The organism is Meiothermus sp. (assembly GCF_026004075.1).
GTDB lineage: Bacteria > Deinococcota > Deinococci > Deinococcales > Thermaceae > Meiothermus.
On the sequence record NZ_BPIK01000001.1, the window covers coordinates 1,169,861 to 1,193,861 of the forward strand.

At 59.8% G+C, this 24,001-nt stretch carries 23 protein-coding genes and 2 tRNA genes; 13 read left to right on the forward strand and 12 right to left on the reverse strand.

What is annotated here, in order from left to right; genetic code table 11:
- Positions 1 to 56 precede the first annotated feature (56 nt).
- From Q0X18_RS05625 to Q0X18_RS05645, 5 genes are all read right to left on the reverse strand, one after another.
- Complete coding sequence (locus tag Q0X18_RS05625) at positions 57 to 1,235, reverse strand: MFS transporter (protein WP_297559592.1); 1,179 nt, start codon at positions 1,233 to 1,235, stop codon at positions 57 to 59.
- A gap of 251 nt (positions 1,236 to 1,486) precedes the next feature.
- A complete protein-coding gene (locus Q0X18_RS05630; RefSeq protein ID WP_297559594.1) occupies positions 1,487 to 2,368 on the reverse strand; it encodes a glycosyltransferase in 882 nt (293 codons plus the stop codon).
- Positions 2,365 to 3,540 (reverse strand): lipid-A-disaccharide synthase-related protein, encoded by a 1,176-nt coding sequence (locus Q0X18_RS05635; RefSeq protein ID WP_297559596.1) that lies wholly within the window; start codon positions 3,538 to 3,540, stop codon positions 2,365 to 2,367. Before Q0X18_RS05635 ends, Q0X18_RS05630 begins: the two co-directional genes overlap by 4 nt.
- A complete protein-coding gene (locus Q0X18_RS05640; protein ID WP_297559598.1) occupies positions 3,537 to 3,941 on the reverse strand; it encodes a type II toxin-antitoxin system VapC family toxin in 405 nt (134 codons plus the stop codon). The genes Q0X18_RS05635 and Q0X18_RS05640 overlap by 4 nt, the downstream gene beginning before the upstream one ends.
- Positions 3,928 to 4,176 carry a ribbon-helix-helix protein, CopG family gene (locus tag Q0X18_RS05645; protein ID WP_297559600.1) on the reverse strand — a complete coding sequence of 83 codons (249 nt, stop codon included), beginning with the start codon at positions 4,174 to 4,176 and terminating at the stop codon, positions 3,928 to 3,930. Before Q0X18_RS05645 ends, Q0X18_RS05640 begins: the two co-directional genes overlap by 14 nt.
- A 133-nt stretch (positions 4,177 to 4,309) precedes the next feature.
- Here Q0X18_RS05645 and mfd point away from each other — a divergent pair, with 133 nt between their 5' ends.
- Positions 4,310 to 7,273, forward strand: a complete 2,964-nt coding sequence (gene mfd / locus Q0X18_RS05650; RefSeq protein WP_297559602.1) for a transcription-repair coupling factor — start codon at positions 4,310 to 4,312, stop codon at positions 7,271 to 7,273.
- 16 nt (positions 7,274 to 7,289) lie between these two features.
- Here mfd and Q0X18_RS05655 read toward each other — a convergent pair whose 3' ends face one another.
- The 3 genes from Q0X18_RS05655 to Q0X18_RS05665 are packed head-to-tail and all read right to left on the reverse strand — an operon-like array spanning position 7,290 to position 7,989.
- The gene (locus Q0X18_RS05655; RefSeq protein WP_308446051.1) at positions 7,290 to 7,532 is read right to left on the reverse strand and encodes a HEPN domain-containing protein; all 243 of its coding nucleotides are present in this window, start codon (positions 7,530 to 7,532) and stop codon (positions 7,290 to 7,292) included.
- Between the two features lie 3 nt (positions 7,533 to 7,535).
- Positions 7,536 to 7,682, reverse strand: a complete 147-nt coding sequence (locus tag Q0X18_RS05660) for a hypothetical protein (protein ID WP_297559604.1) — start codon at positions 7,680 to 7,682, stop codon at positions 7,536 to 7,538.
- A complete protein-coding gene (locus tag Q0X18_RS05665) occupies positions 7,672 to 7,989 on the reverse strand; it encodes a nucleotidyltransferase domain-containing protein (RefSeq protein WP_297559607.1) in 318 nt (105 codons plus the stop codon). The genes Q0X18_RS05660 and Q0X18_RS05665 overlap by 11 nt, the downstream gene beginning before the upstream one ends.
- A 136-nt stretch (positions 7,990 to 8,125) precedes the next feature.
- Here Q0X18_RS05665 and Q0X18_RS05670 point away from each other — a divergent pair, with 136 nt between their 5' ends.
- From Q0X18_RS05670 to Q0X18_RS05680, 3 genes are read left to right on the forward strand one after another with little or no spacing between them, the layout of a single operon-like run.
- Complete coding sequence (locus tag Q0X18_RS05670) at positions 8,126 to 8,539, forward strand: cobalamin B12-binding domain-containing protein (RefSeq protein WP_297559609.1); 414 nt, start codon at positions 8,126 to 8,128, stop codon at positions 8,537 to 8,539.
- A 19-nt stretch (positions 8,540 to 8,558) separates the two neighbouring features.
- Positions 8,559 to 9,203: a peroxidase-related enzyme gene (locus Q0X18_RS05675; protein WP_297559611.1), complete on the forward strand. Its 645-nt coding sequence runs from the start codon at positions 8,559 to 8,561 to the stop codon at positions 9,201 to 9,203.
- Between the two features lie 9 nt (positions 9,204 to 9,212).
- Positions 9,213 to 9,389, forward strand: coding sequence for a hypothetical protein (locus tag Q0X18_RS05680; RefSeq protein WP_297559613.1), 177 nt, complete (start codon positions 9,213 to 9,215; stop codon positions 9,387 to 9,389).
- Positions 9,390 to 9,421: 32 nt separating this feature from the next.
- Here Q0X18_RS05680 and Q0X18_RS05685 read toward each other — a convergent pair whose 3' ends face one another.
- Positions 9,422 to 10,027: a TetR/AcrR family transcriptional regulator gene (locus tag Q0X18_RS05685; protein WP_297559615.1), complete on the reverse strand. Its 606-nt coding sequence runs from the start codon at positions 10,025 to 10,027 to the stop codon at positions 9,422 to 9,424.
- A 142-nt stretch (positions 10,028 to 10,169) separates the two neighbouring features.
- On the opposite strand from Q0X18_RS05685, the gene Q0X18_RS05690 reads away from it, so the two are divergent.
- Together Q0X18_RS05690 and Q0X18_RS05695 are read left to right on the forward strand one after the other, a co-directional pair.
- Positions 10,170 to 10,246, forward strand: a tRNA-His gene (locus tag Q0X18_RS05690).
- Between the two features lie 40 nt (positions 10,247 to 10,286).
- Positions 10,287 to 10,371, forward strand: a tRNA-Leu gene (locus tag Q0X18_RS05695).
- Positions 10,372 to 10,507: 136 nt separating this feature from the next.
- Here Q0X18_RS05695 and Q0X18_RS05700 read toward each other — a convergent pair.
- A complete protein-coding gene (locus tag Q0X18_RS05700) occupies positions 10,508 to 11,716 on the reverse strand; it encodes an NAD(P)/FAD-dependent oxidoreductase (protein ID WP_297559618.1) in 1,209 nt (402 codons plus the stop codon).
- 265 nt (positions 11,717 to 11,981) lie between these two features.
- Between Q0X18_RS05700 and tig the strand changes: the two genes are divergently transcribed.
- The 3 genes from tig to clpX all read left to right on the forward strand — a co-directional run bounded on the left by tig (position 11,982) and on the right by clpX (position 15,288).
- Positions 11,982 to 13,205 (forward strand): trigger factor, encoded by a 1,224-nt coding sequence (tig, locus tag Q0X18_RS05705; protein ID WP_297559620.1) that lies wholly within the window; start codon positions 11,982 to 11,984, stop codon positions 13,203 to 13,205.
- A 312-nt stretch (positions 13,206 to 13,517) separates the two neighbouring features.
- Positions 13,518 to 14,105 carry an ATP-dependent Clp protease proteolytic subunit gene (locus Q0X18_RS05710; protein ID WP_297559622.1) on the forward strand — a complete coding sequence of 196 codons (588 nt, stop codon included), beginning with the start codon at positions 13,518 to 13,520 and terminating at the stop codon, positions 14,103 to 14,105.
- On the forward strand, positions 14,092 to 15,288 hold the full coding sequence (gene clpX / locus Q0X18_RS05715; RefSeq protein WP_297559624.1) for an ATP-dependent Clp protease ATP-binding subunit ClpX: 1,197 nt from the start codon (positions 14,092 to 14,094) through the stop codon (positions 15,286 to 15,288). The genes Q0X18_RS05710 and clpX overlap by 14 nt, the downstream gene beginning before the upstream one ends.
- Before the next feature lie 123 nt (positions 15,289 to 15,411).
- On the opposite strand, the gene Q0X18_RS05720 is transcribed toward clpX, so the two are convergent.
- Positions 15,412 to 16,086, reverse strand: a complete 675-nt coding sequence (locus Q0X18_RS05720) for a zinc metallopeptidase (RefSeq protein WP_297559626.1) — start codon at positions 16,084 to 16,086, stop codon at positions 15,412 to 15,414.
- A 102-nt stretch (positions 16,087 to 16,188) separates the two neighbouring features.
- Entirely contained in the window at positions 16,189 to 16,461 is a 273-nt protein-coding gene (locus Q0X18_RS05725; protein ID WP_297559628.1) for a stage V sporulation protein S, read from the reverse strand.
- 394 nt (positions 16,462 to 16,855) lie between these two features.
- Between Q0X18_RS05725 and Q0X18_RS05730 the strand changes: the two genes are divergently transcribed.
- The 4 genes from Q0X18_RS05730 (at position 16,856) to gcvT (ending at position 23,994) form a co-directional block, all read left to right on the forward strand.
- Positions 16,856 to 21,352, forward strand: coding sequence for a glutamate synthase-related protein (locus tag Q0X18_RS05730; protein ID WP_297559630.1), 4,497 nt, complete (start codon positions 16,856 to 16,858; stop codon positions 21,350 to 21,352).
- A gap of 254 nt (positions 21,353 to 21,606) precedes the next feature.
- Complete coding sequence (locus tag Q0X18_RS05735) at positions 21,607 to 22,164, forward strand: protoglobin domain-containing protein (protein ID WP_297559632.1); 558 nt, start codon at positions 21,607 to 21,609, stop codon at positions 22,162 to 22,164.
- A gap of 47 nt (positions 22,165 to 22,211) precedes the next feature.
- On the forward strand, positions 22,212 to 22,763 hold the full coding sequence (locus Q0X18_RS05740) for a protoglobin domain-containing protein (RefSeq protein ID WP_297563018.1): 552 nt from the start codon (positions 22,212 to 22,214) through the stop codon (positions 22,761 to 22,763).
- Positions 22,764 to 22,938: 175 nt separating this feature from the next.
- On the forward strand, positions 22,939 to 23,994 hold the full coding sequence (gene gcvT / locus Q0X18_RS05745; RefSeq protein WP_297559634.1) for a glycine cleavage system aminomethyltransferase GcvT: 1,056 nt from the start codon (positions 22,939 to 22,941) through the stop codon (positions 23,992 to 23,994).
- The last annotated feature ends 7 nt before the right edge of the window (positions 23,995 to 24,001 follow it).

Below are 24,001 nucleotides of genomic sequence, written 5' to 3' on the forward strand. Positions count from 1 at the left end.
AGAACGCTCGAGCGCTATTCCTAACTGCTGAACGGTACAACCTGCTTTAGAAAAGCCTAAACAGTGATGCCTCGCTGGAGTTTCCAATAAACAAAACCGTAAAAGAGGATCAATAGCCCGCACACCACAGCCCCGCCCCAAAATGGGCCGCTGGGGCCCAGCCAGTCCCATAAAAACCCACCTACCGCCGGTCCGGTGGCCGCACCCAGTCCTTCCACTACCATCAAAGATCCCCAGATGGCTGCCCGATTCTCTGTGGGTAACAAGCGCACCAAGAGCGCATTCCAGCTAGGCACGAAGGTGGCAAAAGCCGCACCGCCCAGCAGGCACAATAGCAGGAATTGGGGGTACGAGGGTTGCTGCGCAATCAACAAGAAGATGGCTGCTAAAGTGCCCAAGCTTGCAGTTAAGGGAAGCCAGACCCCTTTGCGGTCAGGCAGGCGACCGAAAACACCTGCACCCAAAAAAACCACCACCGCCGCCAAGCCGATGGCCAGGTAAAGCTGCCACTCGGTGAGCTTGAGCTGTGTCAGAGTGAACTTAAGGATAATCAGATTGAAGAGGTTTTGCAAAAAAAGCTGAGCGAAGGCGGTTGGAACGACGATCAATACCGGCACGAGCTGTCGAAGGCTAAGGCTATGTTTCGGCAAAGGCTCCCGGACGCCCAGGCTAATCAGACCCAGCAGGGTGACCAAACCCAGGGCAACAAAGAGAAGCAGCGAGGTGCTTTCAGGCAGATTTTTTATAAAAAAGGTTCCTAAAACCCAGCCCAGACCAATCCAGGGCATTACCAGAAACTGTGAATAGGCGATGGCCCTTCCTTCCCGTCCGGACACGGCAATTCGGCTAGCAAAAGATAGATAGCCCGGCTGCAAACCAGAGATACTAAGGCCCCACAGCAACATACTGCCCAGTAAAAACCAGCCATTTGGGTTGAGAATTGTACCGGACAAAGCCAGCAGGCCTACCAGGCCCGAAAGCACACCCACTGCGCCAAAGCCTATGCGCTGAACCAGAAAACCACCCACTCCGCGACTCAAAGCTTCGGTTAGAGAGTGAACAACCCAGGCCAGGCCGACCAGACTCAGGCTAAGACCTAATTCCTTGGATGAGAAGGGCATGTATACCCAGAAGAAGGCCGAGCGAGTGAACTCCAAGAGTCCCAGCGTGGAGAGCATCGCGATGAATTTGGGAAATTCTTGCTTCTGCCATGGAAGCTTGTCCAAGGCGTTCATATGACCCTCCTCGGGGCTCTGGGAGCTCTAAGGCTGGCTCTAAACCAAAGGCAATATAAAAGATATGCTGCCGTCATTGTACTAAGCGGCCCATTGAGCCGAGCCGGCTCTGCTTGGTGGAAACCCATACTGCGATTCTAACAGCCTATCCGGCGCTCAATAAGCAAAAGGTATCGACTACGAGATGCTGCTTGCTTTTGACCCGCGTACTTTCCCTCGTTGTTGGCCGTTCGGTTTTGCGGAAACTCATATTAAAGCTGATTGTTTGATTCCGGGGAGGTACGGAACCCCTCGAGCCAGCCTTTCCAGATGGGTTTTATACCCTGTGGCCCCTTTTTCAGGAGGCGAACCGCGAACACCCCCAGGCTATTCAGTAGCCAGTAGGTTTTGCCAAGGGGCCCAAAGGCATCGGAGCGCACCAGCCAGGCCCGGTTGCGGGCCTCGAGGTAAAACACCTCGTCCGAAGCGTTGATTGCCGAGCTATAGGGGTTGCGGGTTTTGTGCACCACCAGGCTGTCTCGCACGAGGTAGCCCACCCCCCGGCGCAGCAGGCGCCCGCTGTACTCGAGGTCGTCGTTGTACAAAAAATAGGCCGCCGTTGGAAGGGGATGGGTTTGGGCGGCTCGCAGATTGACCAGCATGGAGGCATACGTGCCAAAGCGAACTGGCATCAGACCTTGGGAATGTGCTTTGAGCATAAGAGCCGGCCTGCGGAGATCGGGCCAGGGTATGCCCATGGGATGAACGCGCCCGTCTACCCAGAGCAGGCGGCTCAGCACAAGGTTGGGCTCGGGGCCGATACCTCGAGCCCGCTCCAGGCCCTCCAACAGCTTCTGGAGGCTGTCGGGCCTTGGGTGGGCGTCGTCGTCGAGGAGCCAGACCCAGTCGAAATCCCTTCGGCGGGCCTCGGCCAGCCCAAAGTGGAAACCCCCGGCAGCCCCGGTATTGCGCTCGAGGCGCAGGTGTTCAACCTCACGCTCAGCCAGCAGGGCCGGGGTGCCGTCGGTAGAGGCGTTATCAACCACCAAAACATGATCGGGGGGGCGATCCTGCGCGGCCAGTAAGTCCAGGCACTCGGCCAGCAGGTGCTTGCGGTTGTGGGTGACGACCAGGGCCAGTACTTTTTCGTTCATAGTATCGCTTGGATTTCTGCGGCAATTTTAGGTATAGCTCCCTGCGGCCCATTGCGCTCAAACCCCTCTCGCCGTGCCTCCTCCCGGGCTTCAGGGTTCAGCAAAAACAGCCGAACTGCCTCCGCTATGGTTTCTGGTTTAGCCTCCACTAAGCGCATAGCCTTGCCCAGCAACCGGCTTTGCCGCAGGGCGTTGGGGTAGATGTACTGCGGCCCTGGGGTGGGGAAGGCCACCACCGGGATACCCATTCCGGCCGCCTGTTCGCTGGCAGTGCCGGCGGTGCCAATAGCCACATATCCCACGTGCAGAATAGCCGAAAAGCCCCCCCGCAAGAGCCAGACCTGCTGACCGTTGTGTTGGGCGATGGCGGTTTGCTCATCCTGGATGGCCAGGGCCCAGCCCTCGGCCAGCGGTACGTTGGTAAAGTCGCCGGCCCAGGCCACCAGGGGTTGCAGCTCAGGTAGCAGCGCAGCAGTTTGCAGCATGAGGGGCAGGCTGAAGCGCACATCGGCCCGGGTGCCGGGCAAGAGCACCAGCACCTTGCGCCCGTCCAGCAGCCCGTTCAAATCGCGCTCAGGAGGGCCCAGGGTGTCCATAGCCATACTGCCCACAAAACGGGCCTTATGCATGCCAAGCTGCTGGGCCCGCTGCTCACTGAGCTTGTCCCGCACATATACGGCCCGTACAAAGCGGTGCATCCAGCGCTCGTAGAACATATAGTCTTCGGCGGCGAACTGGTTGGGCTGGCGCAACCGCTCCCACACACTTCGTCCTGCCCAGTAATGGTGCGAAATTTGAGGCTGAAGGTGAAAAAGGGGCAGCCGCCCCCAGTCCGAGGCCAGCACCCCCACGGCCAGCGCGTAGGCATCGCCTACCACCGCAACAGCCCGCACCTCGCGGCGGGCAAGCTGGGCTGCGCGGATTTGCAGGACGATTTCTTGCAAAAAACCCGCCTGCAGGTCGGCCAGCAGGTTTTCCAGGCTGTTGAAGGGAAAGCCCCCGGAGGGCATCTGTTTGCGTGGCCCCAGGATGCGTTCAACGCGGCCTTCGTAGCGCCGGCCCGGGCCTACCAGGGGCAGCGCAACCAGTCGCAGGCCCTCCAGGTGCTGGCAGAGGGTGGCCCCAATCAGGTCTTCGGCGTTGCCGCCCGAGATGATAAGTACGTCGGTCATGGTGTTTTGGAAGGGGGGCTGGTGAACCCCTGCTCGAGAAAGTGTTGATCAAAAGCGAAAGCCTGGCGGATGTTTTGTTCTCGCATCCACAAAAAGCTCACCCAGTCTACCAGGCTTACCTCTCGACGCCCGGCGCTAAGCAAGGCAGCCAACGCCTGCTGATGCAGGGCCAGGCTCACAGGGTATAAGGCTATCACGCCCATTAACGCCTCGAGCGCGCGCACGGCTTCTATCCCCAGCCGGCGCTGTACCAGGGCAGTGATTTCTACCCCCACATAGGTGTGCGTGCAAAGGGGCTCACCTTCTTCCAGGAGCATCTCCCAGCGTTCTTTGGCTTCTAGATGGTTTTGGTCGTCCCGATCTAGAAGGGCATACAGGGCCGAGGTGTCAACGAGGGTCAAAGGCCTCCTCCAGGTAGCGGTCGTGGTTTTTGCTCACATCCTGCAGGCCCGAAGCAAAGCGCCCCACCACGCCCAGGGCCTGTTCTTTGCGCCAGCGGTAGGCTTGTTGTTTTTCTTCCAACATTCGATCTACGGCCCTGCGCACGGCCTCCGCAACGGAGATACCCTCGCGCTGAGCCATTTCCCGCAGTTGTTGCCACTGTGCTTCCCCGAGCTGTACCTGAGTACGAACCATGCTTAAATGATAACATCAGACGCTACAATGATGGCATTCGCCCGCTAGAGCCGCCGGTAGTGCAATCGGCGCTGTCCCTGTAGACTGGAGCCGACACCCCCCAGGTTTTCCTGGTGGGCTTCGATGATTTGTTATGAACCTTACCGAGCCCTCTGTTCTGAACCGCTACCTGCCCGGCCTGCCCCAGGTGGCCCGCGCGCTGATCTTCGCCCAGCACCCAGGCCCCCGGGTGCTGCTCTGCCCCGAGGAGCGGCTGGGTTTGTATTCCGACCTGGGCGCGCTGGGGGTCTCGGCCTATGTGAACCCTGGTTTGGAAGCCATCGGCGAGGCCGGGGTGGTGGTGATGAGCTACCGCGCGGCTCTCGAGGGCTTTCCCTCCCAGCCCGAAGACTGGCGGCTGGTGCTCGAGGTGGGCCGGCGCTACCTGCGCGACGAGCTGCTGGAGCGCCTTTTGCGCATGGGATACCTGCGCGAAGAGGACTACCGCGTACAGGGGGACGTCCTCGAGCTGGGCGGGGTGCGCCTCGAGTTTTTTGGTGACGAGCTCGAGGTGCTGAAGGTAGACGGCCAGCCCCGCCAGCGCCACGTCCTCACGGCCCGTGCGGGCAAGGCCGAAGCCTGGGACTCCCACAAGATTCTGCACTTCCCCGGCCCGGTCTTCCTCGACACCCCGGCCCTGGCCCCGGAGGCACTGTGGCCTTTGCTGGCCGGGCGGGATCGGGTGGCCTTTGGCCTGGGGGGGCCCGAACTGCCCACCTTGTCCCTGGACTACAAGCCCCTGCCCCCCTACCGGGCCCGCATCTCCCAGTTTGTCGAGGATGTGCATAACTGGGTGGGGGCGGGCTGGTCGGTGGTGTTCTTTTATCGCCACGCCAAAAGCCGAAACTACCTGCTCTCCAAGCTTCAGGCCCGCTACCCCGACCTGGCCGTGGTTTCCACCCCCACCCTGGGCCCCCGTCCCGGCAGCCTCAACCTGGTACCGGCCTCCTTCGAAGGGGCTTTCCTCGAGCCCGAGCGCCGCACCGTCTACCTGAGCGAGGCCCACCTGTACGCCTTCGGCGGGGCCGAGGTGCTGCGTAACCGCAAGCTGCTCTCCGGCGAGGAAACCGACCCCGGCGCCCTGGCCGTGGGCGACTACCTGATCCACCCCGAGCACGGCATCGGCCAGTACCTGGGCCTGGAGACCCGCGAGGTGCTGGGGGCCCAGCGCGACTACCTGGTGCTGCGCTATGCGGGCGAGGCCCGGATGTACCTGCCGGTCGAGCTGCTCCCGCTCCTGAAGCGCCACCCTGGCACCACCGACGACCCCCCGGCGCTTTCCTCGCTGGGCAAGGGCGAGTGGAAGCGGAGCCGCGAAAAAGCCGCCAAAGATGCGGAAGAACTGGCCCAGCGTATGCTGGTGCTGCACGCCAGGCGCGAGGCCACGCCGGGACGGGCTTTTGGGCCGCTGCCGGACTGGGATGTTCTTATTGAGCAAAACTTCCCCTTCGAACTCACCCCCGACCAGCAGAAGGCCCTCGAGGAGGCCCTGCGCGACCTCGAGGCCCCCCGGCCCATGGAACGCCTGATCTCGGGTGACGTGGGCTTTGGCAAGACCGAGGTGGCCCTGCGGGCGGCCTTCCGGGTGGTGGGGCATGGGGCCCAGGTGGCGGTGCTGGTGCCCACCACCCTCCTGGCCGAGCAGCACAAGGAGACCTTTCAGAAGCGCCTGGCGGGCCTGCCGGTGCGGGTGGCGGCGCTCTCGCGCTTCACTTCCGAGCGCGAGGCCCGCGAGGTACTGCGGGGCCTCGAGCAGGGCACGGTAGACATCGTGATCGGCACCCACCGGCTGCTCTCGCCCGACGTGCGCTTCAAAGACCTGGGCCTACTGGTAGTGGACGAGGAGCACCGCTTTGGGGTGGGCCAGAAGGAGCGCATCCGCGAACTCAAAGAGGCCGTGGACACCCTCTACCTCTCGGCCACCCCCATCCCCCGCAGCCTCTACAGCGCCCTGGTGGGCCTGCGCGACCTCAGCAGCATCCAGACCCCGCCCCCCGGCCGCAAGCCCATCCGCACCCTGCTGGCCCCCTACGACCCGGCCCTGGTGCGGCAAGGCATTATGGACGAGCTCGAGCGCGGTGGCAAAGCCTTCTACGTGCACGACCGGGTCGCCACCATCCTGGCCCGGCGTAGCTACCTGGAAGCCCTGGTGCCCGAGGCCCGCTTCGGGGTGGTGCATGGGCAGATGCACGAGTCCGAGGTGGAGGAGACCATGCTGGCCTTTGCCGAGGGGGCCTTCGATGTACTTCTAGCCACCACCATCATTGAGTCCGGCCTCGACATCCCCGAGGCCAACACCATCCTGGTTGAGCGGGCCGATAAGCTGGGCCTGGCCGCGCTCTACCAGCTCCGGGGCCGGGTGGGGCGGCGCGACCAGGAGGCCTGGGCCTACCTCTTCCACCCCCTGCGCCTCACCGAAGGGGCCGAACGCCGCCTGGCCGCCATTGCCGACCTCTCCGACCTGGGCTCCGGCCACCTGCTGGCCGAAAAGGATATGGAAATCCGCGGGGTGGGCAACCTGCTGGGCCCCGAGCAGCACGGCCACATCCGCGCGGTGAGCCTGGAAATCTACACCGAGCTGCTCTCCGAGGCCATCCGCAAGCTAAAGGGCGAACAGACCGAACCCGAGCGCCACGTGACCCTCGACCTACAGCTCTCGGCCCGGCTCTCCCCGGAGTACATCCAGAGCCCCGCCGCCCGCAGCCGCTACTATGGCCGCCTGGCCGAGTGCAAAAACCTGGCCCAGCTCGCCCGCCTGGTCAAAGAACTCAAGGAGCGCTACGGCCCGGCTCCCCAGGAGGTGGAGAACTTCCTGGCCCTCACCCGCCTGCGCCTGCTGGCCGAGGGCCGGGGGGTGGTCTCCATCACCGAGGACATGCTGCACTTGCAAATCGCCTTCCAGACCTCCGCCCTCGACTACGACGCCAAAGCCCTGCGGGCCCTGCCCTTCCGGGTCGAACCCACCCAGTACCCCCCCGGCTTCCGCATCCCCAAAAAAGGCCTGCGCCCCGAGGAGTATGTGCAGGCCCTGAGCGAGGTGCTGTACCTGGTGGGTTGATGTGTACTGCGAGAGTTTAGGCCTTAAGTTGCATTTCCACCCAGGCCACCACCCGCCGGGCAAGCTCGAGGGCTTCTAGGTAGGCGGCCTCATCCAGATCGGGGTAATCCCCTGGGTAGCGGGTTACCACGGCGTAAAAAGACAGCACCTCGGCAGCTTTGATCTCCTCCGGTACGGCCATGCCTGCTGCTTCCAACTGCTGCAACAAGAGGCCGATGTCGTGTGTTTTGGGGAAGGGCTGATGGTATGCCAGCAGCAGGGCCTAGAGGGCTTTTTCGGTGGCTTGCTGCGCGTCGAAGCAGAGGTCTTCGTAAAGAATTTCTGGGGCGAGGCGGCCTGCGTTGGCGCGGGCAAGGCTACCTTTGGCCCGCAGTAACCAGGCTTTTGGGTTGTTGCCCTTACCCGGCATACACAATCTGACCGTTGCGCTGCGCTTCGGAGTAGATGGGCATCCAAGCCTTGCGCGCGCGCTCGAGCTGTTCAGGTGTAGTCAGAATCAAATCTACCCCAAAGCTCCGCCTAACCTGACCAAGGCAGCGGTACAAGGCTTTATAGTTTTCTAGGGTGATGTACTCCTCTGGTACCACCACCAGCAAATCGTAATCGCTGTCGGGGCGGCCTTGGCCTTTGGCCCTCGAGCCAAACAAAATAATCTGCCGGGCCGGCACCACCTCCAGGATGCGCTCCAACACCGGCTTTAGCTCGGGGTGGTTCATGCTTTTATGCTAGCACGCCATCTGTGCTTCTACCCAGGCCACCACCTGTCAAGCCAGATATCCAGCACTTCAAGCGCTGAAGGATTTGGCCTTTGACAACTGGTCGTTTCCTGCGGCCGTACCGTAAGATAAGCGTATGGACAGAAGAATACGGGTACTCATAGCAAAACCAGGTCTCGATGGTCACGACCGAGGGGCCAAGGTGGTGGCCCGGGCCCTGCGCGATGCAGGAATGGAGGTCATTTATACGGGCTTGCGGCAAACCCCAGAGATGATAGTCTCTGCTGCTTTGCAGGAAGACGTAGATGCTATTGGCTTATCGGTGTTGTCGGGGGCGCACATGCACTACTTCAGCGAGGTGCGGCGGTTGCTAAAAGAACAGGGCGCCGACGACATTTTGCTCTTTGGCGGTGGCATTATCCCCGACGAAGACGTACCCTATCTCAAAGAGATGGGCGTGGCGGCGGTTTTTGGGCCTGGTACCAGCACCCAGGACATTGTCGACTTCCTAAAGAAAGCCACCCCGCAACGCTGGGCTGCTCAGGGATAAGCCACTCGGGAGGATAACCATGGCAACCCCTCGAAAAACCCCCAAGGCCAGCGGAAAAAAAACCACCTCTAAAACCAAATCCCAAGCAAAGCCCACCGCATGGGTCAGGGTGCCCGACGAAAACGAGGTGCCCGAGGATGTGCGGGTGTTGTTTGGCAAGTTCAAGGAAAAAACCGGCTTTATCCCCAACGTAGCCCGCAACTTTGCTCTCACCCCCGAGCACTTCCTGCGCTGGTTTCGCTACTACGACTATTTGATGCGCAACGAAGGCCAGAGCCACCTGACCCGCAAAGAGCGCGAGATGATCGCAGTGGTGGTCTCTTCGGCCAACGAGTGCGAGTACTGCCTGGCCTCCCACTCGGCCTATTTGCGCGAGATTGCCGGCGACCCTGTGCTGCCCGACGTGCTCGCGGCCAACTACCGGCGGGCCCACCTGACGCCCAGAGAGCACGCCCTGCTCGAGTTCGCCCACCAGATAACCGTGGACTCTGCGGTGATGAGTTCTGCCGATGTGCAGATGCTTCGCGCCATTGGGCTTTCCGACGAGGCCATTTTCGAAGCCGCTCAGGTTGCGGCCATGTTCAACTTCACCAACCGCATTGCCAACGCGATGGGTTGGGTGCCCAACGAGGAGTACTACTACCAGCACCGGGACAAAAAGTAGACTGATGCTATGGAAGGCTTGAAGCCTTTTGGCTTGTGGGGATTAATTGCGGTTTTGGTGGGGGGCCTGATTTACCTCGCCCAGTGGCAGGGCTGGATTCCCGGTACGTTTCCGTACTGGGCGCTGGGCGTAGTGCTGATACTTGCGCTGGGATTTGCCAATTTGCTGGCCAGAGGGCCCCGGTAACCCACAGACTTTATGCTATCCCTGTAGCCCGTTTATCGGGTGCCTAGCGTTCTAAAGATGAGTGTACAGTACTGGTTCGAAAGCGCCTCGAGGGTTAGTTTGCCGCCGGGGCGATACCAGTGATACGTCCAGTTAAGAGCCGAAAGAACAAATAGGGCAGCAAGCCGAACATCTTCAACCTGAAACTGGCCCTGCTGCACACCTGCTTCAATCACTCTACGAAAATGCGCTTCGTAGGCATCCCGCCGGGCGGTAATTTTACGTTGTAGCTCGGGGTTTAAGAACTTCCACTCGTGAAAGAAAACCGTGGCATTGTCCAGCTCACGCACGATGACCTCGAGGTGTCCCCGCACGAGACGCTCGAGCTGCTCCTTGGGTGAAAGATCGGGGGATATCGCTTCGGCGCTGCTCAAAAACTCATCCGCGGCCCGATTAACCAGCTCAAACAACACCTCTTCTTTCGACTGGATGTGGGCGTACAGGCTGCCTCCCTGTAGATTTACAGCCCTGGCCAGATCCCGCATCGACGTTGCATGAAACCCCTGACGGCTAAATAACTGGCCTGCGGCATCGAGAATTTCATCTCGACGATTGGCCTTTTCTCCTTTAGCCTCTTCAAACGAACGATTGTTTGACACCCTGGCGCCGAGTATAGGATTTGTAGGGCACTGCGTCAATCCAAGAGCCTGCTTCAAGCAATTATTGCGCCGACTTGCCCGCTTTGGCTGGCTTGACGTTAAGAGGGGTGGAGCCTACAATACCTTTTGCTGTTGCGGCGCGGTGAGCGTAGCTCAGCCGGTTAGAGCACCGGTCTGTGGAACCGGGGGTCGTGGGTTCAAGTCCCATCGCTCACCCCAAAACTCGAAGGGAAAGGCCTGTAGAGGCTTTTCTCCTCATGCGCGGATGGTGGAACTGGTAGACACGCAAGACTTAGGATCTTGTGCCGCAAGGTGTGGGGGTTCAAGTCCCCCTCCGCGCACCACACAACCCCGGAATGAGCCGGGGTTTTTGCGTTTTATAGCGACTGTTTTTTTGATGACAATCTATCCGATACGACCTTCGATAAGAAAAACCCCTCTGCAAAGAGAGGGGAAGGAGGAGGGGCGATGCCAACAAACCTAGGGTAGGAAGGACCAGCCGTTGCGGTACTTGAGCAGGAGCGCTTTTTCAACCAACACTTTGTTGAAGTCGCCAAGCACGTTGGGTAGCATCACCTGGAATTGCCGCGGCGGGAATAGATGATTGCCAAGGATGATGACCTCCTTGTTTCCGGCGTCCATCACGCATACCGCGGGCATGGAGCCAAAGGACTTGCAATGTAGGTTGTTGAGATTGCCGTGCAGAATCTCACTGATGTTGCGGGCAGCAACCTTGGCCATCTCATCTGTAGGGAAGCCGGTTTTGGGAACACCGAAAGGCACATCGCCCTTGAAGGGGTTGGGTACTTTGGCCGCCAAGCCTACGGCAAAAACGTTGGGATAACGGGTGCTTTGGTAGCCGTCTGTTACCTCCACAAAGCCTTTGGCATCGGTTAGCTCGGGGGTATTTTTCATCACGTCGGCACCCTCGAAGGGTGGTACCAACATGGTGAACTTTGAAGGCAGAAACTCGCCGGAAGCGAGCATCACACCATCGGGACGAACCTCGGTGATGGCGGCATTAGCGCGGTAATCAATGCCCTGCATTTTCAGGAAGGTCTTGAGCATGGTTTCCCCACCGCTCATGCCACCGATGCCGAAGTGTCCGAGTTTGGGCTCGGGAGTAACCCAAGTGATACTGACCTGCTTACGCTTGCCGGCCTTGCGTACCTGATGGTCGAAATTGAACAGATACTCGTAGCCTGCGCCCATGCAGCTAGCACCCGGCACTGCACCAATTACTACCGGGCCTGGGTTTTGCAGGAATTGCTTATAGGCCTCGTAGGTTTTTTCAGCGTCGGGTGGGGTGAAGATCGAGTGCGAATAGCCCTTGGGCCCCAGGCCTGGCACGGCATCCCAGGCCAGCTTAGCACCCGTAGCGATGACCAAGAAGTCGTAGTCGATGACGGTTCCGTCGGCTAGCTCTACCTGGTTATCCTGCGGCCTAACCTTGGTGGCCTCACCCAAGATGAACTCGATACCTCCACGACGGAAGGTTTTTTCGGCGTCGAAAGTGATATCCGACACCTTGCGGCGACCAAATGGCACCCAGATGAGGGAGGGGATGTAAACAAACTCTTTTTGCCTCGAGACCACCATAATCCTGGCCTCTTTGCCCAGCCTACGCTTTAGCTCGAAAGCGCTGGTCATTCCACCGAAGTTTCCGCCTAGTACGACGATGTTTTTCATATCTTGCTCCTTGCTTCACAAACTACTACATACGGGCAGGGGGTATACAGGGTCAGGTGTCCCGCCTACATCCGCTTCCGAAATTGCCGATACAACACTGAGGGTCGGAGGGCTCGCTGATGTTGCCGGTGTGTTGGCTTTACTCAAAGATCTCTGCAAAACACTTCGAACTGTGTTACTGGAGATGCCGCAGGTGCATCTCAAATGCACCCGGGGTTGTAAACTATGACCTTGGCGACCCCTGCGGTCGAACTCGAGGTGTGTTGTGGCAGAAATTTTAGAACGCGATGGCTACAAGGTAAAAATCAAGGTGGAGGTTCCCGCCAGCCAGGTTGAGCAAACTTACCGCTCGGTTTTGAGCGACTATGCCAGCCGGGTCAGGGTTCCAGGTTTTAGGCCAGGGAAGGCTCCGGCCAAGGTTATCGAGGCGAAGATAGGGAAAGAGTCCCTGCTCGACGAAGTCAAAGAGGTTTTGCGCGATGAAACTTTCCCCAAAGCTGCCCGCGAACTTTCACTCCTGCCGGTGGGTGCTCGAGTTCTGGAAGAACACCTGACCTTTGGAGAGCCTTTCGTTTACACTGTTGAGGTCGAGAACTACCCGGAAGTAAAGCTTCCCGACTGGCGCTCGATCAAGCTCGAGGTCGAAACGCCCGAGCTTACCGAAGATGTGGTCAACCGTGCGCTAGAGGATTTGCGCAGCCGCTACGGCGAAATGGTGGCCGTGGAGCGGGAAGCCCAGGCCAGCGACCACGTGTTTATCGAGACCGACGACGGCGGCCGCTTCCCGGTGGTAATGGAGAATGCACAGCCCCACGTGCGCGAGGCCTTGCTGGGCAAGAAGGCCGGTGACGAGGTGTTGGTACCGGTAAAAGACGGTGAAAGCGTAGTGCGCGAGGTTAAGACCAAGGTGCTGGAAGTCAAGACCTTGCAGTTGCCTGAACTTGACGACGAGTTCGCCAAAACGGTGGGCGAAGATAACCTCGAGGCCCTCAGGGCCAAGGTTCGGGAAAGCCTCAAGGCACAGTTTGAGCGCGAAACCCAAAACACCAAGGCTTCGCAACTACTGGACAAGCTGGCCGAGGCGCTCGAGGTTGAAATTCCCCCTACCATGCAGCTACGTGAGGAGCGCAGTTTGCTGGAAAGCCTGGCTGAAGACCTACAGCAGCAAGGGATCGATATTAACGAGTATCTCAAGCAACTTGAAAGTGAAGGCAAGCTCGAGGAGTTCAAGCAAAACCTGAGCCAGAGCGCAAGTAAACGCCTGCGCCGCTCCCTGGCGGTGGAAGCCCTGGCCGAAGAACTCAAGACCGAGCTAAGCCAGGAAGAGTTCAACGAATTTTTGGCCGAAGTGGCCCGCTCATACCGTACAACACCCTCGAGGCTCCAGAGCGAACTTGGGCAGGAAGCCATTGCCCGCTTACGAATCCAGCGCTTGCACGACAAGGCCCTCATGGAGGCTGTAAAAATCCTCGAGGGTGCTCAAGCCTGAGCAATACTGATACTGATAACGGCAGGGTCGGGGAGACCCTGCCGGATCCGTTTTGACTGGTGTGAACTGTTTTGCGCCAGTACCAACCTCGATTGGTTTGCTGCTATACGGTAGCGGAAGCTTTTCTATTCGACAGCTCCGCCATGCTCCGACCAGCCTGGCAACAATGCTTCTGGAGCGCGGCAGCCGTAGGATTCAACAGGATGGCTTTCTTATTTTCCTTCGGTTAGGAAGGCCTTCTAATCCGGCATAACAGCCCTATGTGCGCCAATGCCCTCTTGACCTCAACTTCAGTCATACAATAGAGCCGATATGATCGTTCCATATGTCATCGAACAAACTGCCCGTGGCGAGCGAGTCTACGATATTTATAGTCGCTTACTCAAAGATCGCATCATTTTTTTGGGTACGCCCATAGATGCTCAGGTAGCCAATACGGTTGTGGCGCAAATCCTCTTTCTGGCAGCGCAAAACCCCAATCAGGAGATTCGCATGTACATCAACTCACCTGGTGGCGATGTGGATGCGGGGTTAGCCATTTACGACACCATGCAGTTTGTGACGGCCCCGGTTTCGACCATTTGTGTCGGGCTTGCGGCTTCGATGGGCGCCGTGCTGCTGGCGGCTGGTGAGCGCGGTAAACGCTATGCCTTGCCGCATTCCAAGGTAATGATTCATCAGCCCTGGGCGAGGGGTTTGGGTGGACAAGCCACCGATATTGCAATCCAGGCCGAACAGATACTAAAGACCCGTAAGGTGCTCAACGAGATTCTTGCCCGGCACACTAACCAGCCGCTGGAAAAAGTCGAGCGCGATACCGAGCGCGATTACTACCTTACTGCCGAAGAAGCGGCGGGCTATGGACTGGTAGATCAGGTGGTTAGCCGTGAGACGCTCTAAGCCTTCTTGTAGCTTCTGTGGCAAAAAACACCCTGAGGTAGAGCATCTGATTGAGTCGCCCCTGGGCGAGGTGTACATCTGTAATGAGTGCGTCGAGCGGGCCAACGATCTTCTGACTGCTGAACCCAAGCCCAACTTTGTAGGGCCGCGCCACCTACCCAAGCCGGCTGAAATCAAAAGCTTTCTCGATCAGTACGTGATCGGCCAAGAGTTGCCCAAGAAGACCCTTTCAGTTGCAGTGTACAACCACTATAAGCGTCTTCTGCACCCGGAGGCCGAGGTTCAGAAGTCCAACGTGCTGCTGATTGGCCCGACCGGAACTGGAAAAACCCTGCTGGCCGAGACCCTGGCCCGAATGCTGGATGTACCATTTGCTATCGCCGACGCCACCACCCTCACCGAAGCAGGATATGTTGGCGAGGATGTGGAAAATGTCTTGCTGCGCCTGCTTCAAGCAGCCGACTTCGATGTTCAAGCAGCAGAGAAGGGTATCATCTACATCGACGAGATCGACAAAATTGCCCGCAAGTCTGAGAACCCCAGCCTAACCCGTGACGTTTCGGGAGAGGGTGTACAGCAAGCTTTGCTGAAGATCATCGAGGGCACGGTGGCCAACGTTCCGCCACAGGGCGGTCGTAAGCACCCCCATCAGGAGTTCATCGCGCTGAATACCAAGAACATTCTGTTTATTTTGGGTGGGGCTTTTGATGGCCTCGAGCGTATTGTGCTTTCGCGTGTGGACCAGAACCCCATTGGTTTTACACGCCCTAAGAAGGCCGAAGAAAAGCCCGAGGTGATCCCCGAAGACCTCGTTCGATTTGGCTTGATTCCGGAATTTGTAGGCCGTATGCCGGTGATGGTGCAGCTCGAGGCCCTCGACGAAGAAGCCCTGGTACGTATCCTGACCGAGCCCAGGAACGCCCTCATTCGCCAATACCAAGAGTTGCTGCGTATGGAGGGCATCGAGATTAGGTTTACGCCGGGCGTTCTTCGCGAAATTGCCCGCCGCGCCCTTAAGCGCGGTACAGGTGCGCGTGGTCTGCGCTCTGTTATCGAAAAGGCTATGGTGGAGCTGATGTTTGAGCTGCCTTCCTCTGGCGTCAAGGAGCTGGTCTTCGATCTACCTCACCTCGACAAACCGCTGATGGCGCTCGAGGAAGCACGCTTACGCCAGGCCTCCTGATACTTTTTTATCGCGCCGTACTACAGGGGTACGCATTCAATCCATCAAAGAGCCACACCTCTGCCAAAGCTTCTATACCGAACCAAAAAAGCCCCGCCTAGCGGGGCTTTTTTCTTTATGCACTTACTCACGATTTGAGTTCATGATGGCTATGTAGTGCAGGATGGTGGCCAGGGAGTTGGCCAAAGCAGCCACGTAGGTCATGGCAGCAGCGGTTAGAACGGCACGAGCGCCCTTCATCTCGCTGCTGTCAAGGAAGTTCATCTTTTTGAGGATGCTCAGGGCCCGGTTAGAGGCGTCAAACTCCACTGGAAGCGTTACAAGCTGGAATAGCGCGGCAGCAGCAAAGAGCCAGATGCCGATGTTCATCAGCCCGGTCGCGCCCATGAACATCCCGGCGATGAAAATCCAGGGCCCCCACATGCTGCCGATGCTGGCTACCGGCAGGATGCTATGACGTACCCGCAACCAGGCGTAGCCCTTAGCGTCCTGCAGGGCGTGTCCTACCTCGTGCGCCGCTACCGCGAGGGCGGCAGCCGAGGGGGAGTGGAAATTGGGCTCCGAAAGTCGCACAGCTTTAGCGATGGGGTCGTAGTGGTCGGTCAGAGCCCCTGGTACCATCTCAACCCGCACGTTGTGCAGACCGTAGGCGTCTAGAATTGCCCGGGCTACCTGCTCGCCTGTAACACCTCGACTATTGGCGACCCGACTATAACGGGCATAGGTGCTCTGGAGCCAGAACTGGATAAAGAGCGTGGCTACAAAAACTATGATCATCAACAAGAACGTTATCGTCATTAACTCCTCCTACACATACAAAGGTAGCAGAACCACTATAAGTAATCTGAGCTTTGGGTCACTAGCTTACGAAATTTCTACATTCGAGCCAAAGCCGCCTGACTACGGCTGCAAAGGCTGACTGCGCACCGTGAAGCGCAGGGCGGTACGTTCCTCGCTCTCGAGTTCTAACTTTACAAAGGCTGGCTTCACAACCAAATCAAGGTTATCTGGAGCAATGTACCCCCTGGCAATGGCAATGGCCTTAACAGCTTGATTGACGGCTTCAGGGCCGATGGCCTGCACCTCAACCTCGTTTTGGGAGCGCAGCAGTGCAGCTATAGCGCCTGCAACAGAGTTGGGACGTGACTTGCCGGATACACGCAGCGTTTCCACAAAACCTCCTAGTACACCGTCCGCTGATAAGAACCACGTAACATTAACAAATGTACGAAAACTGCCGGATTTACTCCATAACTGGCCCCACTTTTACCCTGATGGGTTGTATGGGCCGGTAGACGTAACGCACTTACCAGCATTCTAAGAGCAGAGGCGAAGCGATGTCAAGAAAATACGTATGCATAGGGGATCTCATGGGCTTGCACGAGCTGACCAACTGCTCCCAGATAAACCCTGCACACACTGGGCTCCAAACTGCAAATTGCGGGGTTCTTACACCAAACCCTTGTATTGACGAGGGCTGGGGTGATTCGTATACTGCTTCAAATCTTCGCAAACTTATGCGAAGATCCCCCCCCTTACATCATGCTCAAACCCGGAGGTCTGATAGATGAAATTTAGTGAGGCATATCCTGGTATACCAAACGGCCGTGACGCTTGTGGCATCATTGCAATCGCCGAGAAAAGTGCGCGCCCAAGCCACGCCAACGTGCAGCGTACCATCGAAAGCCTCTATAGAATGGCGCACCGGGCCGGTTTGATTCGGGGGGAAGGCGATGGTACGGGCATTCAGACCGACCTACCGCGGGAACTCTGGGCTGGCTACCTCTACGAAGCGGGGCTGGATAGCAACCTGGCGCAAAACCCCCGTTTTTTTGTGGGGCACTTCTTCGTACCCAAAAGCGAAGGCGCCCGCATCCAGGAACTGTTTGACCTGTTCCGGGTAGAGGGCTCCAAACGGGGCATCAAGCTCCTCTTAGAGCGCAAAGGGGAGACCAACAGCCGTGTGCTGGGGCCGGTCGGCAGGCGCACCGAGCCGCTTTTTTACCAGGTGGCGGGCCTATCCACCGACGGCGACGGCCCCTTGTGGGAGCTGGGCCTCTTGCTCGAGCAGCGCTTCCCGGTGCACGTGGTTTCGCTCTCCACCGCCACCGTGGTCTACAAGGTGCGTGGCTCTGCCGAGATTCTCAAGCGCTATTTCCCCGAGCTTTCGCGGGCCGAGTACAAGTCCACCATCACCCTGGGCCACAACCGCTACTCCACCAACACCATGTCCACCTTCGAGGCGGTGCAGCCCTTTGGCCTCCTGGGCCACAACGGTGAGATCAACACCATCGAGCGGCTGCGGCGCGAGGGGCGCTTTCTGGGCATCCCGCTTACCGGCGGCTCCGACTCGCAGGATCTGAACCGCATTTTAGAGGGCCTGCTTTACCGCTTTGGTCTCTCCTTGCCGGAGGCCATGGATGTGGCCTTCCCGCCCATCCTGGGTGAGATTAAGAACTACTCCCCAGCCCTGCAAGACCTGTACATGAACCTGCGCCAGCGTTTTGGCCCGCTGGCCCAGGGCCCCGCCGCCCTGGTGACACGCCACCGCGAAGAGGCGGTGTTCGGCACCGATGCCATGGGCCTGCGCCCCTTGTGGTTTGTCGAGACCGATTCGGAGTACGTTTTTAGCTCGGAGCGGGGCGTGTTTACCGTGGAGGAGTTTGTTTCGGAGCCGCGCCCGTTTGCCCCCGGCGAGAAGATGTACCTGCGCCTCACCCCCGACGGGGCCCGCCTTTTCCCCTTCGATCGTCACCAGCGGCAGGTGCTCGAGCGCATTCTGACCAAAACCCACAGCCTCGAGGGCTACGCCGCCCACCTGGCCGGGCCCCGCTATGCCTCGGTTCCGCCGCTGGCGGGGGGTAGCGAGGCTCAGGTCGAAGACAAGCCCGCTCCGCCTTCGCTAAACCTCGAGCGGGCCTACGGCTGGGATCGCTGGGATGCGGGCTACCTCGAGGCCCTGGCCGAAAACGGCAACGAGCCCATCGGCTCGCTGGGCTACGACGGCCCCATCGCGGCTTTGAACCCCGAAAAACCCAACCTCTCGGAGTTCTTCAAGGAAACTGTGGCGGTGGTGACCAACCCCGCCATCGACCGCGAACGCGAGATTGAGCACTTCTCCACCCGCAGCATCCTGGGCCGGCGCCCCCTGCCCGACGGGCGCGGGGCGGGCCACGTGGAAGAGCTGGTGGTGCCCCTGCTGCTCGAGGAAACCACCTCCTCGGTGGGGGCCATTGCCCAGGGTCAGGGCACCCTCACCTACGAGGAGGCCCTGCGCCGCTTCCAACACGCCGTCTTGCCGTTGCAGTTTTCGGTAGAGGAAGGAATTGTCGCAGGCCTCAAGCGCCTGCAGGAGGCGGCGGTCGAGGCTGTCCGGGGTGGGGCGGAGCTGCTGGTGCTCTCGGATCGCGGGGCTTTTGAGGGCGGGGTCTGGCTGGATGTGTACCTGGCCCTGGCGGCGGTGGGCCGGGCCCTGGAGGAGGCCCGCGACGAAGAGGGCATTTCGCTACGCCGGCGCACCTCGCTCCTGGTGCACTCCGGCGGGGTGCGCAACCTGCACGATATAGCAGTCTGTTTGGGTCTGGGGGCCGATGCGGTGGCCCCCTGGCTGATGCAGCAAAAAGCCCAGGCTTCCAAGGGTACGCTGGGCTTACAGAACCTGCTCGAGGGCCTCAAGAAGGGCCTGGAAAAGGTCATTTCCACCATGGGCATCCACGAGGTGCGGGGTTATGGGCGCATCTTCAGCGCCATTGGCCTCAAGCCCGAGCTGGCCGAGTACTTTGGCATCCGCAACTTTTTGGGTTCCGAGCGGGCAGGTTATGGCCTGCTGGAGCTCGAGCGCACCCTTCTGGAGCGGCTCAACCTGCTCAACGCCGAGAAGGTACCCCCGGCCAAAGACTTCCGCTTCAACTCCCGCATTTTCAAGGCGGCCATGGATGTTTCCTCGGGCCAGTCGCCCTACGAGCACTTCCAGGAAAAGGTACGGGGGCTCGAGCACGAGTCGCCGGTTGCAGCCCGGCAGCTTCTGGGGGTCAGGTTCCTGGACAAGCCCGGGATCAACCCCGAGGAAGTGGACCTGAGCGTGGGCGGGCACTCGCTGCCGTTTGTGATCACCGCCATGAGCTTCGGCTCCCAGGGCGAGGCCAGCTTCCGGGCCTACATCGAGGCCGCCAAAAAGCTCAACATGGTCTGCATCAACGGCGAGGGCGGCGAAATCCCCGATATGCTGGGCAAGTACACCCACTGGCGCGGCCAGCAGGTGGCCTCGGGCCGCTTCGGGGCGCACGCCTACATGCTCAACTCGGCGGGCTTCATCGAGATTAAAATCGGCCAGGGGGCTAAACCCGGTGAGGGGGGCCACCTGCCCGGCAAAAAAGTTACCGCAAAGGTGGCCGCGGCGCGCAACGCGGTGCCGGGTGTAGACCTCATCTCACCCTCCAACAACCACGACCTCTACTCCATCGAAGACCTGGCCCAGCTCATCGAAGAGCTCAAAACCGTGAACCCCAAGGCCAAGGTCTCGGTCAAGGTGCCGGTGATCCCCGGTATCGGTACCATTGCGGTGGGTATCGCCAAGGCCGGAGCCGACGTAATCGCCTTGTCGGGCTTCGAGGGGGGTACGGGGGCGGCCCGCTGGCACGCCCTCAAGTACGCTGGTCTGCCGGTGGAGATTGGGGTGCGCCGGGCCCACCGGGCGCTGGTGCGGGCGGGTATGCGCGACCGGGTCGAAATCTGGGCCGATGGCGGCCTCAAAACCGCCTACGATACCCTCCGCATGGTGCTACTGGGCGCCGATCGGGTGGGCATGGCGACCATGGCCATGGTGGCGATTGGCTGTACCATCTGCCGCCAGTGCCAGATGGACACCTGCCACGTGGGCATCGCCACCCAGATCGAGACCGTGGAGCAGGCCCAGGCCCACGGGCTCAAGCGCTTTGTGCCCCAGGAACTCGAGCGGGCCGTGGAGCAGCTCACCACCTTTTTTGGGGCCAAGGGTCAGGAGCTGCGGCGGCTGGTGGCGGCCCTGGGCGTCGGCAGCCTGCGCGAGCTGGTCGGTCGCAGCGACCTGCTGCTGCAAGAAGGCCATACCGATGAACTCGACCTCGGCTACTTCTTTGAGCCGGTCTCGGCCCCGGAGTGGCTGGGCGAACGTTCGGCCCATGTGCTGCGCAAGCCCCTGAACCAGCTCACCCGCTCCATCACCGAGGTCATCACCCAGGCCTATGCCGAGGGTGGGCGTGAGCTGTTGTTCCAGGAAGGGCCGGTAGGCTCCACCGACCGGGCCCTGGGCACCCATCTGGCCGGTGAAATCGCCCGCCGCCGTCTGTACGGCAAAGGCTGGGATGCCAAGGTGGAGATTCGCTTCGATGCCGGGAGTGTGGCCGGCAACGGGGTGGCCGCGTTCAATGTGGAGGGGCTCGAGATTGTGGTGGAAGGGGGCGCCCAGGACGGCATCGCCAAGAACGCCTACGGCGGCAAGGTAGCCATCCTGAAGGGCCGCAACCCCTTTGGTCAGTACGTAGATGGCTCGGTGGGCAAATCCTTTGCCTATGGGGCCATCGGCGGCCTGCTGATTGTGGAAGGGCAGGCCGACAGCCGCTTCTGTATCCGCCTTTCCGGGGCCGATGTGGTGCTGGCAGGGGAGCCCGACCGTCCGGTGCAGGACGAGCTGGGCAATATCGCGGCCCGGGCCCAGGCCAAGGGTTTCGCTTTCGAGTACATGACCCGCGGTCGGGCGGTGGTGCTGGGTGACCCCGGCCCCTGGATCTGCTCGGGCATGACCGGCGGGCGGGTCTACCTGCGCTACTGGCCCGAGATGGGCCTGACTGAAGAAGCCATGCAACGCCGGCTGGCCAAAGGGGCCAAGGTGGTCATCCAGAAGCTGGACGAGCGGGGCATTGCCGATGTGCGCGAACTGATGAGCGCCTACCTCGACGCTTTGCGCGCGGCGGAGCGGGAAGATAAAGTCGAGCGGTTGCTCCGGCTGCTGGCCGACCCCGCTGCCCACTTCCGCATGGTGTTGCCCGTCAACCAGCAGGTAGCGCAGGAAGTCAGCACGGAGTAGCGGTGCTTTCAAGCCGATTCAAAAAGATAGTCTTCAAGCAAACTCCAGAAAGCTATCTTTTCGGATCCTAGCTTTGCCACGCGGGTAACTCTGGTTGGGTTGTTTTATCAGCCCTGGTTGGCGCATTGCCCGAATCTGGTAGTTATGCAGCGTGGTGTTTTCGGGCGTGCCTAGCAAAACGCGCCCTAGATGTCCTTTCTGCTTTGTGGCGTGGGCCTGTTCAGTATTATTGTGTCAAGGTACAATTGTCCCTGATGGAAGCGGGGGCGTTGCTGAGCAAACTGATTAGCCGTACCGGCCTGCTCGATCAGCACGTCCAAACACTGCGCAGGCTCGAGCCCCTGATGGCCCCCATGGCCTCGGAAATTGCGCTGGCGTTTTATGATTACCTGGGCCGGGACGAGGAGATGCGGGCCATTTTGTGGGAGGTTCCGGGAAGGGTCGAGCGCCTGTATCAAAGTTTTGCCGACTGGTACCGGGGCCTTTTTTGTGGGCGATACGACGCAGAATATGCGGAAAAGCGCGCCCGCATTGGCCTGGTGCACGCGGCGGTGGGGGTTAAACCCAGCTTTATCATGCCGGCTTTTGGCATCGTGCAAGAACTCTCGCTCGAGCACCTGCGCAACACCCTGCGTACCCCCGAAGTCTTTAGCGCGGTGGAAGCCTTCGAGAAAATCATGGCCATTGAGGCGGGCCTTATGCAGGACAGCTATATGCAGGCCATGGAGTATGGCTATCGCCTGGGTATGGCCGCCGACCAAGAAAAAGCCCTGGTAGTGGGAGCACGGGCCATTTTAGGAAAGACCAACTAACCTTGTAGATCATGAGCCTTCCAGAGGCCTGCGATAGAATCCCTGGGATGAATGCCGGAGCGCTGCTGCAAACCCTGGTGCGACGCACGGGCCTGACCGAGCTGCACATACAAACCTTGCGGAGCCTCGAGCCCATCGCCGGCCCGCTGGCGCCCGAGGTGGCCCTGGCATTCTACGACTACCTGGGCCGCGACCCCGAGATGCACGAAATTCTCTGGAGCGTGCCGGGCCGGGTAGAGCGGCTATATCGGTCGTTTGCGGCCTGGTACCGCGAGCTTTTTTCCGGTCAGTATGACGCCATTTACGCTGAGCGCCGGATTCGTATCGGACTGGTACACGCCCGGGTAGGGGTACGCCCCAGCCACTACATTCCAGCGGTGGGCATTGTGCAGGAACTGACCCTCGAGCACCTTCGCAATGCCCTGCGGGGGCCCGAGATTCTGGCGGCCATGACCGCCTTTGAAAAGATTATGGCCATCGAGATTGCCCTCATGCAGGAGAGCTACTTCAGCGCTTTGACCGAGGGTCTCAAGCACACCCACGATGAGCAGGCGGCCCTGGTCGAGGGGGCACGGGTGCTACTGGAGAAAGCCTGCTGAAACCATCACCAAAAGCCAAGTTTCCCGTGATATCAAAATCGCCTGCGCGATTCCAGTAAAGTCGCTGACCTCAGGACAAAAAATCGTGCGAAGGGCGGGAAGTCACTCAAAATAGATCCATCACTTGCTGAAATGACGGGTTTTATTTTGCAAGTTTTGAGTATGCTGTAAGGGCATGAAAACCACCCCGCTTTACCAAGCCCATCTGGCCCTGGGGGCTAAGATGGTGCCTTTTGCTGGTTACGAGATGCCCATTCAGTACACCTCCATCACCTCCGAACACCTGGCGGTGCGCGGGCTGGCGGGTATGTTCGATGTGAGCCACATGGGTGAGTTCTGGATAAAGGGGCCGGGGGCGCTGGATTTTTTGCAGTACGTCACCCTGAACGATGCGGCCAAGCTTAAGGTGGGCCGGGCCCAGTACTCCATGCTGCCCAATGCACAGGGGGGCGTGGTGGACGATATTTATATTTATCGCACCGGCGAGGAAGAGTACCTGATGGTGGTGAACGCCGCCAATATCGAGAAGGACTGGGGGCATCTTCAGCGCCTGGCGGAAGGCTTCGAGGTGAGGCTCGAGGACGCCTCAGACGCTTTCGCCCTTATCGCTGTTCAAGGCCCCAATGCTGTGGCGATATTACAAAAACTAACCGATACCGACCTGGTCTCGCGCAAAAAGAACGACACCTTTATGGGGAAGCTGGCGGGCAAGTGGGCCCGTTTCGCTCGAACCGGCTATACCGGTGAGGACGGCTACGAGGTGTTCGTGGCCCCCGACGAAGCCACAGCGGTCTGGGAAGCCCTCCTGGCTGCCGATGTGACGCCCTGCGGCCTGGGTGCGCGCGACACCCTGCGCCTCGAGGCCGGCTTTCCCCTATACGGCCACGAACTTACCGATACCACCAACCCTCTGTGCACACCCTTTGGCTGGGTGGTCAAGAGCCAGAAAGAGTTTTTTGGTAAACAAGCCATGCTGGAAGCCGTTTGCGACCGCCGGCTGGTGGGGCTGCTGGTCGAGGGAGGGATTCCCCGCGAGGGCTACCGGGTGCTGGGAGGGGGCAAGGAGGTCGGCATCCTCACCTCGGGAACTCACTCCCCAGTGCTCAAAAAGGGTATCGGACTGGCCTATGTGCAGTCCGAATGGGCCGAGGTGGGCACATCGCTGGAGGTTGAGATTCGTGGCAGGGCCGTGCCGGCCGCTGTGGTCGAGACGCCTTTCGTGAAGCGCTAGATGGTGG

Excerpts from the sequence above, each read along its gene's own strand:
- Q0X18_RS05625 (WP_297559592.1), bottom strand. The coding sequence starts at position 1,235 with ATGAACGCCTTGGACAAGCTTCCATGGCAGAAGCAAGAATTTCCCAAA.
- Q0X18_RS05630 (WP_297559594.1), bottom strand. The coding sequence starts at position 2,368 with ATGAACGAAAAAGTACTGGCCCTGGTCGTCACCCACAACCGCAAGCAC.
- Q0X18_RS05635 (WP_297559596.1), bottom strand. The coding sequence starts at position 3,540 with ATGACCGACGTACTTATCATCTCGGGCGGCAACGCCGAAGACCTGATT.
- Q0X18_RS05645 (WP_297559600.1), bottom strand. The coding sequence starts at position 4,176 with ATGGTTCGTACTCAGGTACAGCTCGGGGAAGCACAGTGGCAACAACTG.
- mfd (WP_297559602.1), top strand. The coding sequence starts at position 4,310 with ATGAACCTTACCGAGCCCTCTGTTCTGAACCGCTACCTGCCCGGCCTG.
- Q0X18_RS05660 (WP_297559604.1), bottom strand. The coding sequence starts at position 7,682 with ATGCCGGGTAAGGGCAACAACCCAAAAGCCTGGTTACTGCGGGCCAAA.
- Q0X18_RS05665 (WP_297559607.1), bottom strand. The coding sequence starts at position 7,989 with ATGAACCACCCCGAGCTAAAGCCGGTGTTGGAGCGCATCCTGGAGGTG.
- Q0X18_RS05670 (WP_297559609.1), top strand. The coding sequence starts at position 8,126 with ATGGACAGAAGAATACGGGTACTCATAGCAAAACCAGGTCTCGATGGT.
- Q0X18_RS05675 (WP_297559611.1), top strand. The coding sequence starts at position 8,559 with ATGGCAACCCCTCGAAAAACCCCCAAGGCCAGCGGAAAAAAAACCACC.
- Q0X18_RS05680 (WP_297559613.1), top strand. The coding sequence starts at position 9,213 with ATGGAAGGCTTGAAGCCTTTTGGCTTGTGGGGATTAATTGCGGTTTTG.
- Q0X18_RS05700 (WP_297559618.1), bottom strand. The coding sequence starts at position 11,716 with ATGAAAAACATCGTCGTACTAGGCGGAAACTTCGGTGGAATGACCAGC.
- Q0X18_RS05710 (WP_297559622.1), top strand. The coding sequence starts at position 13,518 with ATGATCGTTCCATATGTCATCGAACAAACTGCCCGTGGCGAGCGAGTC.
- Q0X18_RS05720 (WP_297559626.1), bottom strand. The coding sequence starts at position 16,086 with ATGACGATAACGTTCTTGTTGATGATCATAGTTTTTGTAGCCACGCTC.
- Q0X18_RS05730 (WP_297559630.1), top strand. The coding sequence starts at position 16,856 with ATGAAATTTAGTGAGGCATATCCTGGTATACCAAACGGCCGTGACGCT.
- Q0X18_RS05735 (WP_297559632.1), top strand. The coding sequence starts at position 21,607 with ATGGAAGCGGGGGCGTTGCTGAGCAAACTGATTAGCCGTACCGGCCTG.
- Q0X18_RS05740 (WP_297563018.1), top strand. The coding sequence starts at position 22,212 with ATGAATGCCGGAGCGCTGCTGCAAACCCTGGTGCGACGCACGGGCCTG.
- gcvT (WP_297559634.1), top strand. The coding sequence starts at position 22,939 with ATGAAAACCACCCCGCTTTACCAAGCCCATCTGGCCCTGGGGGCTAAG.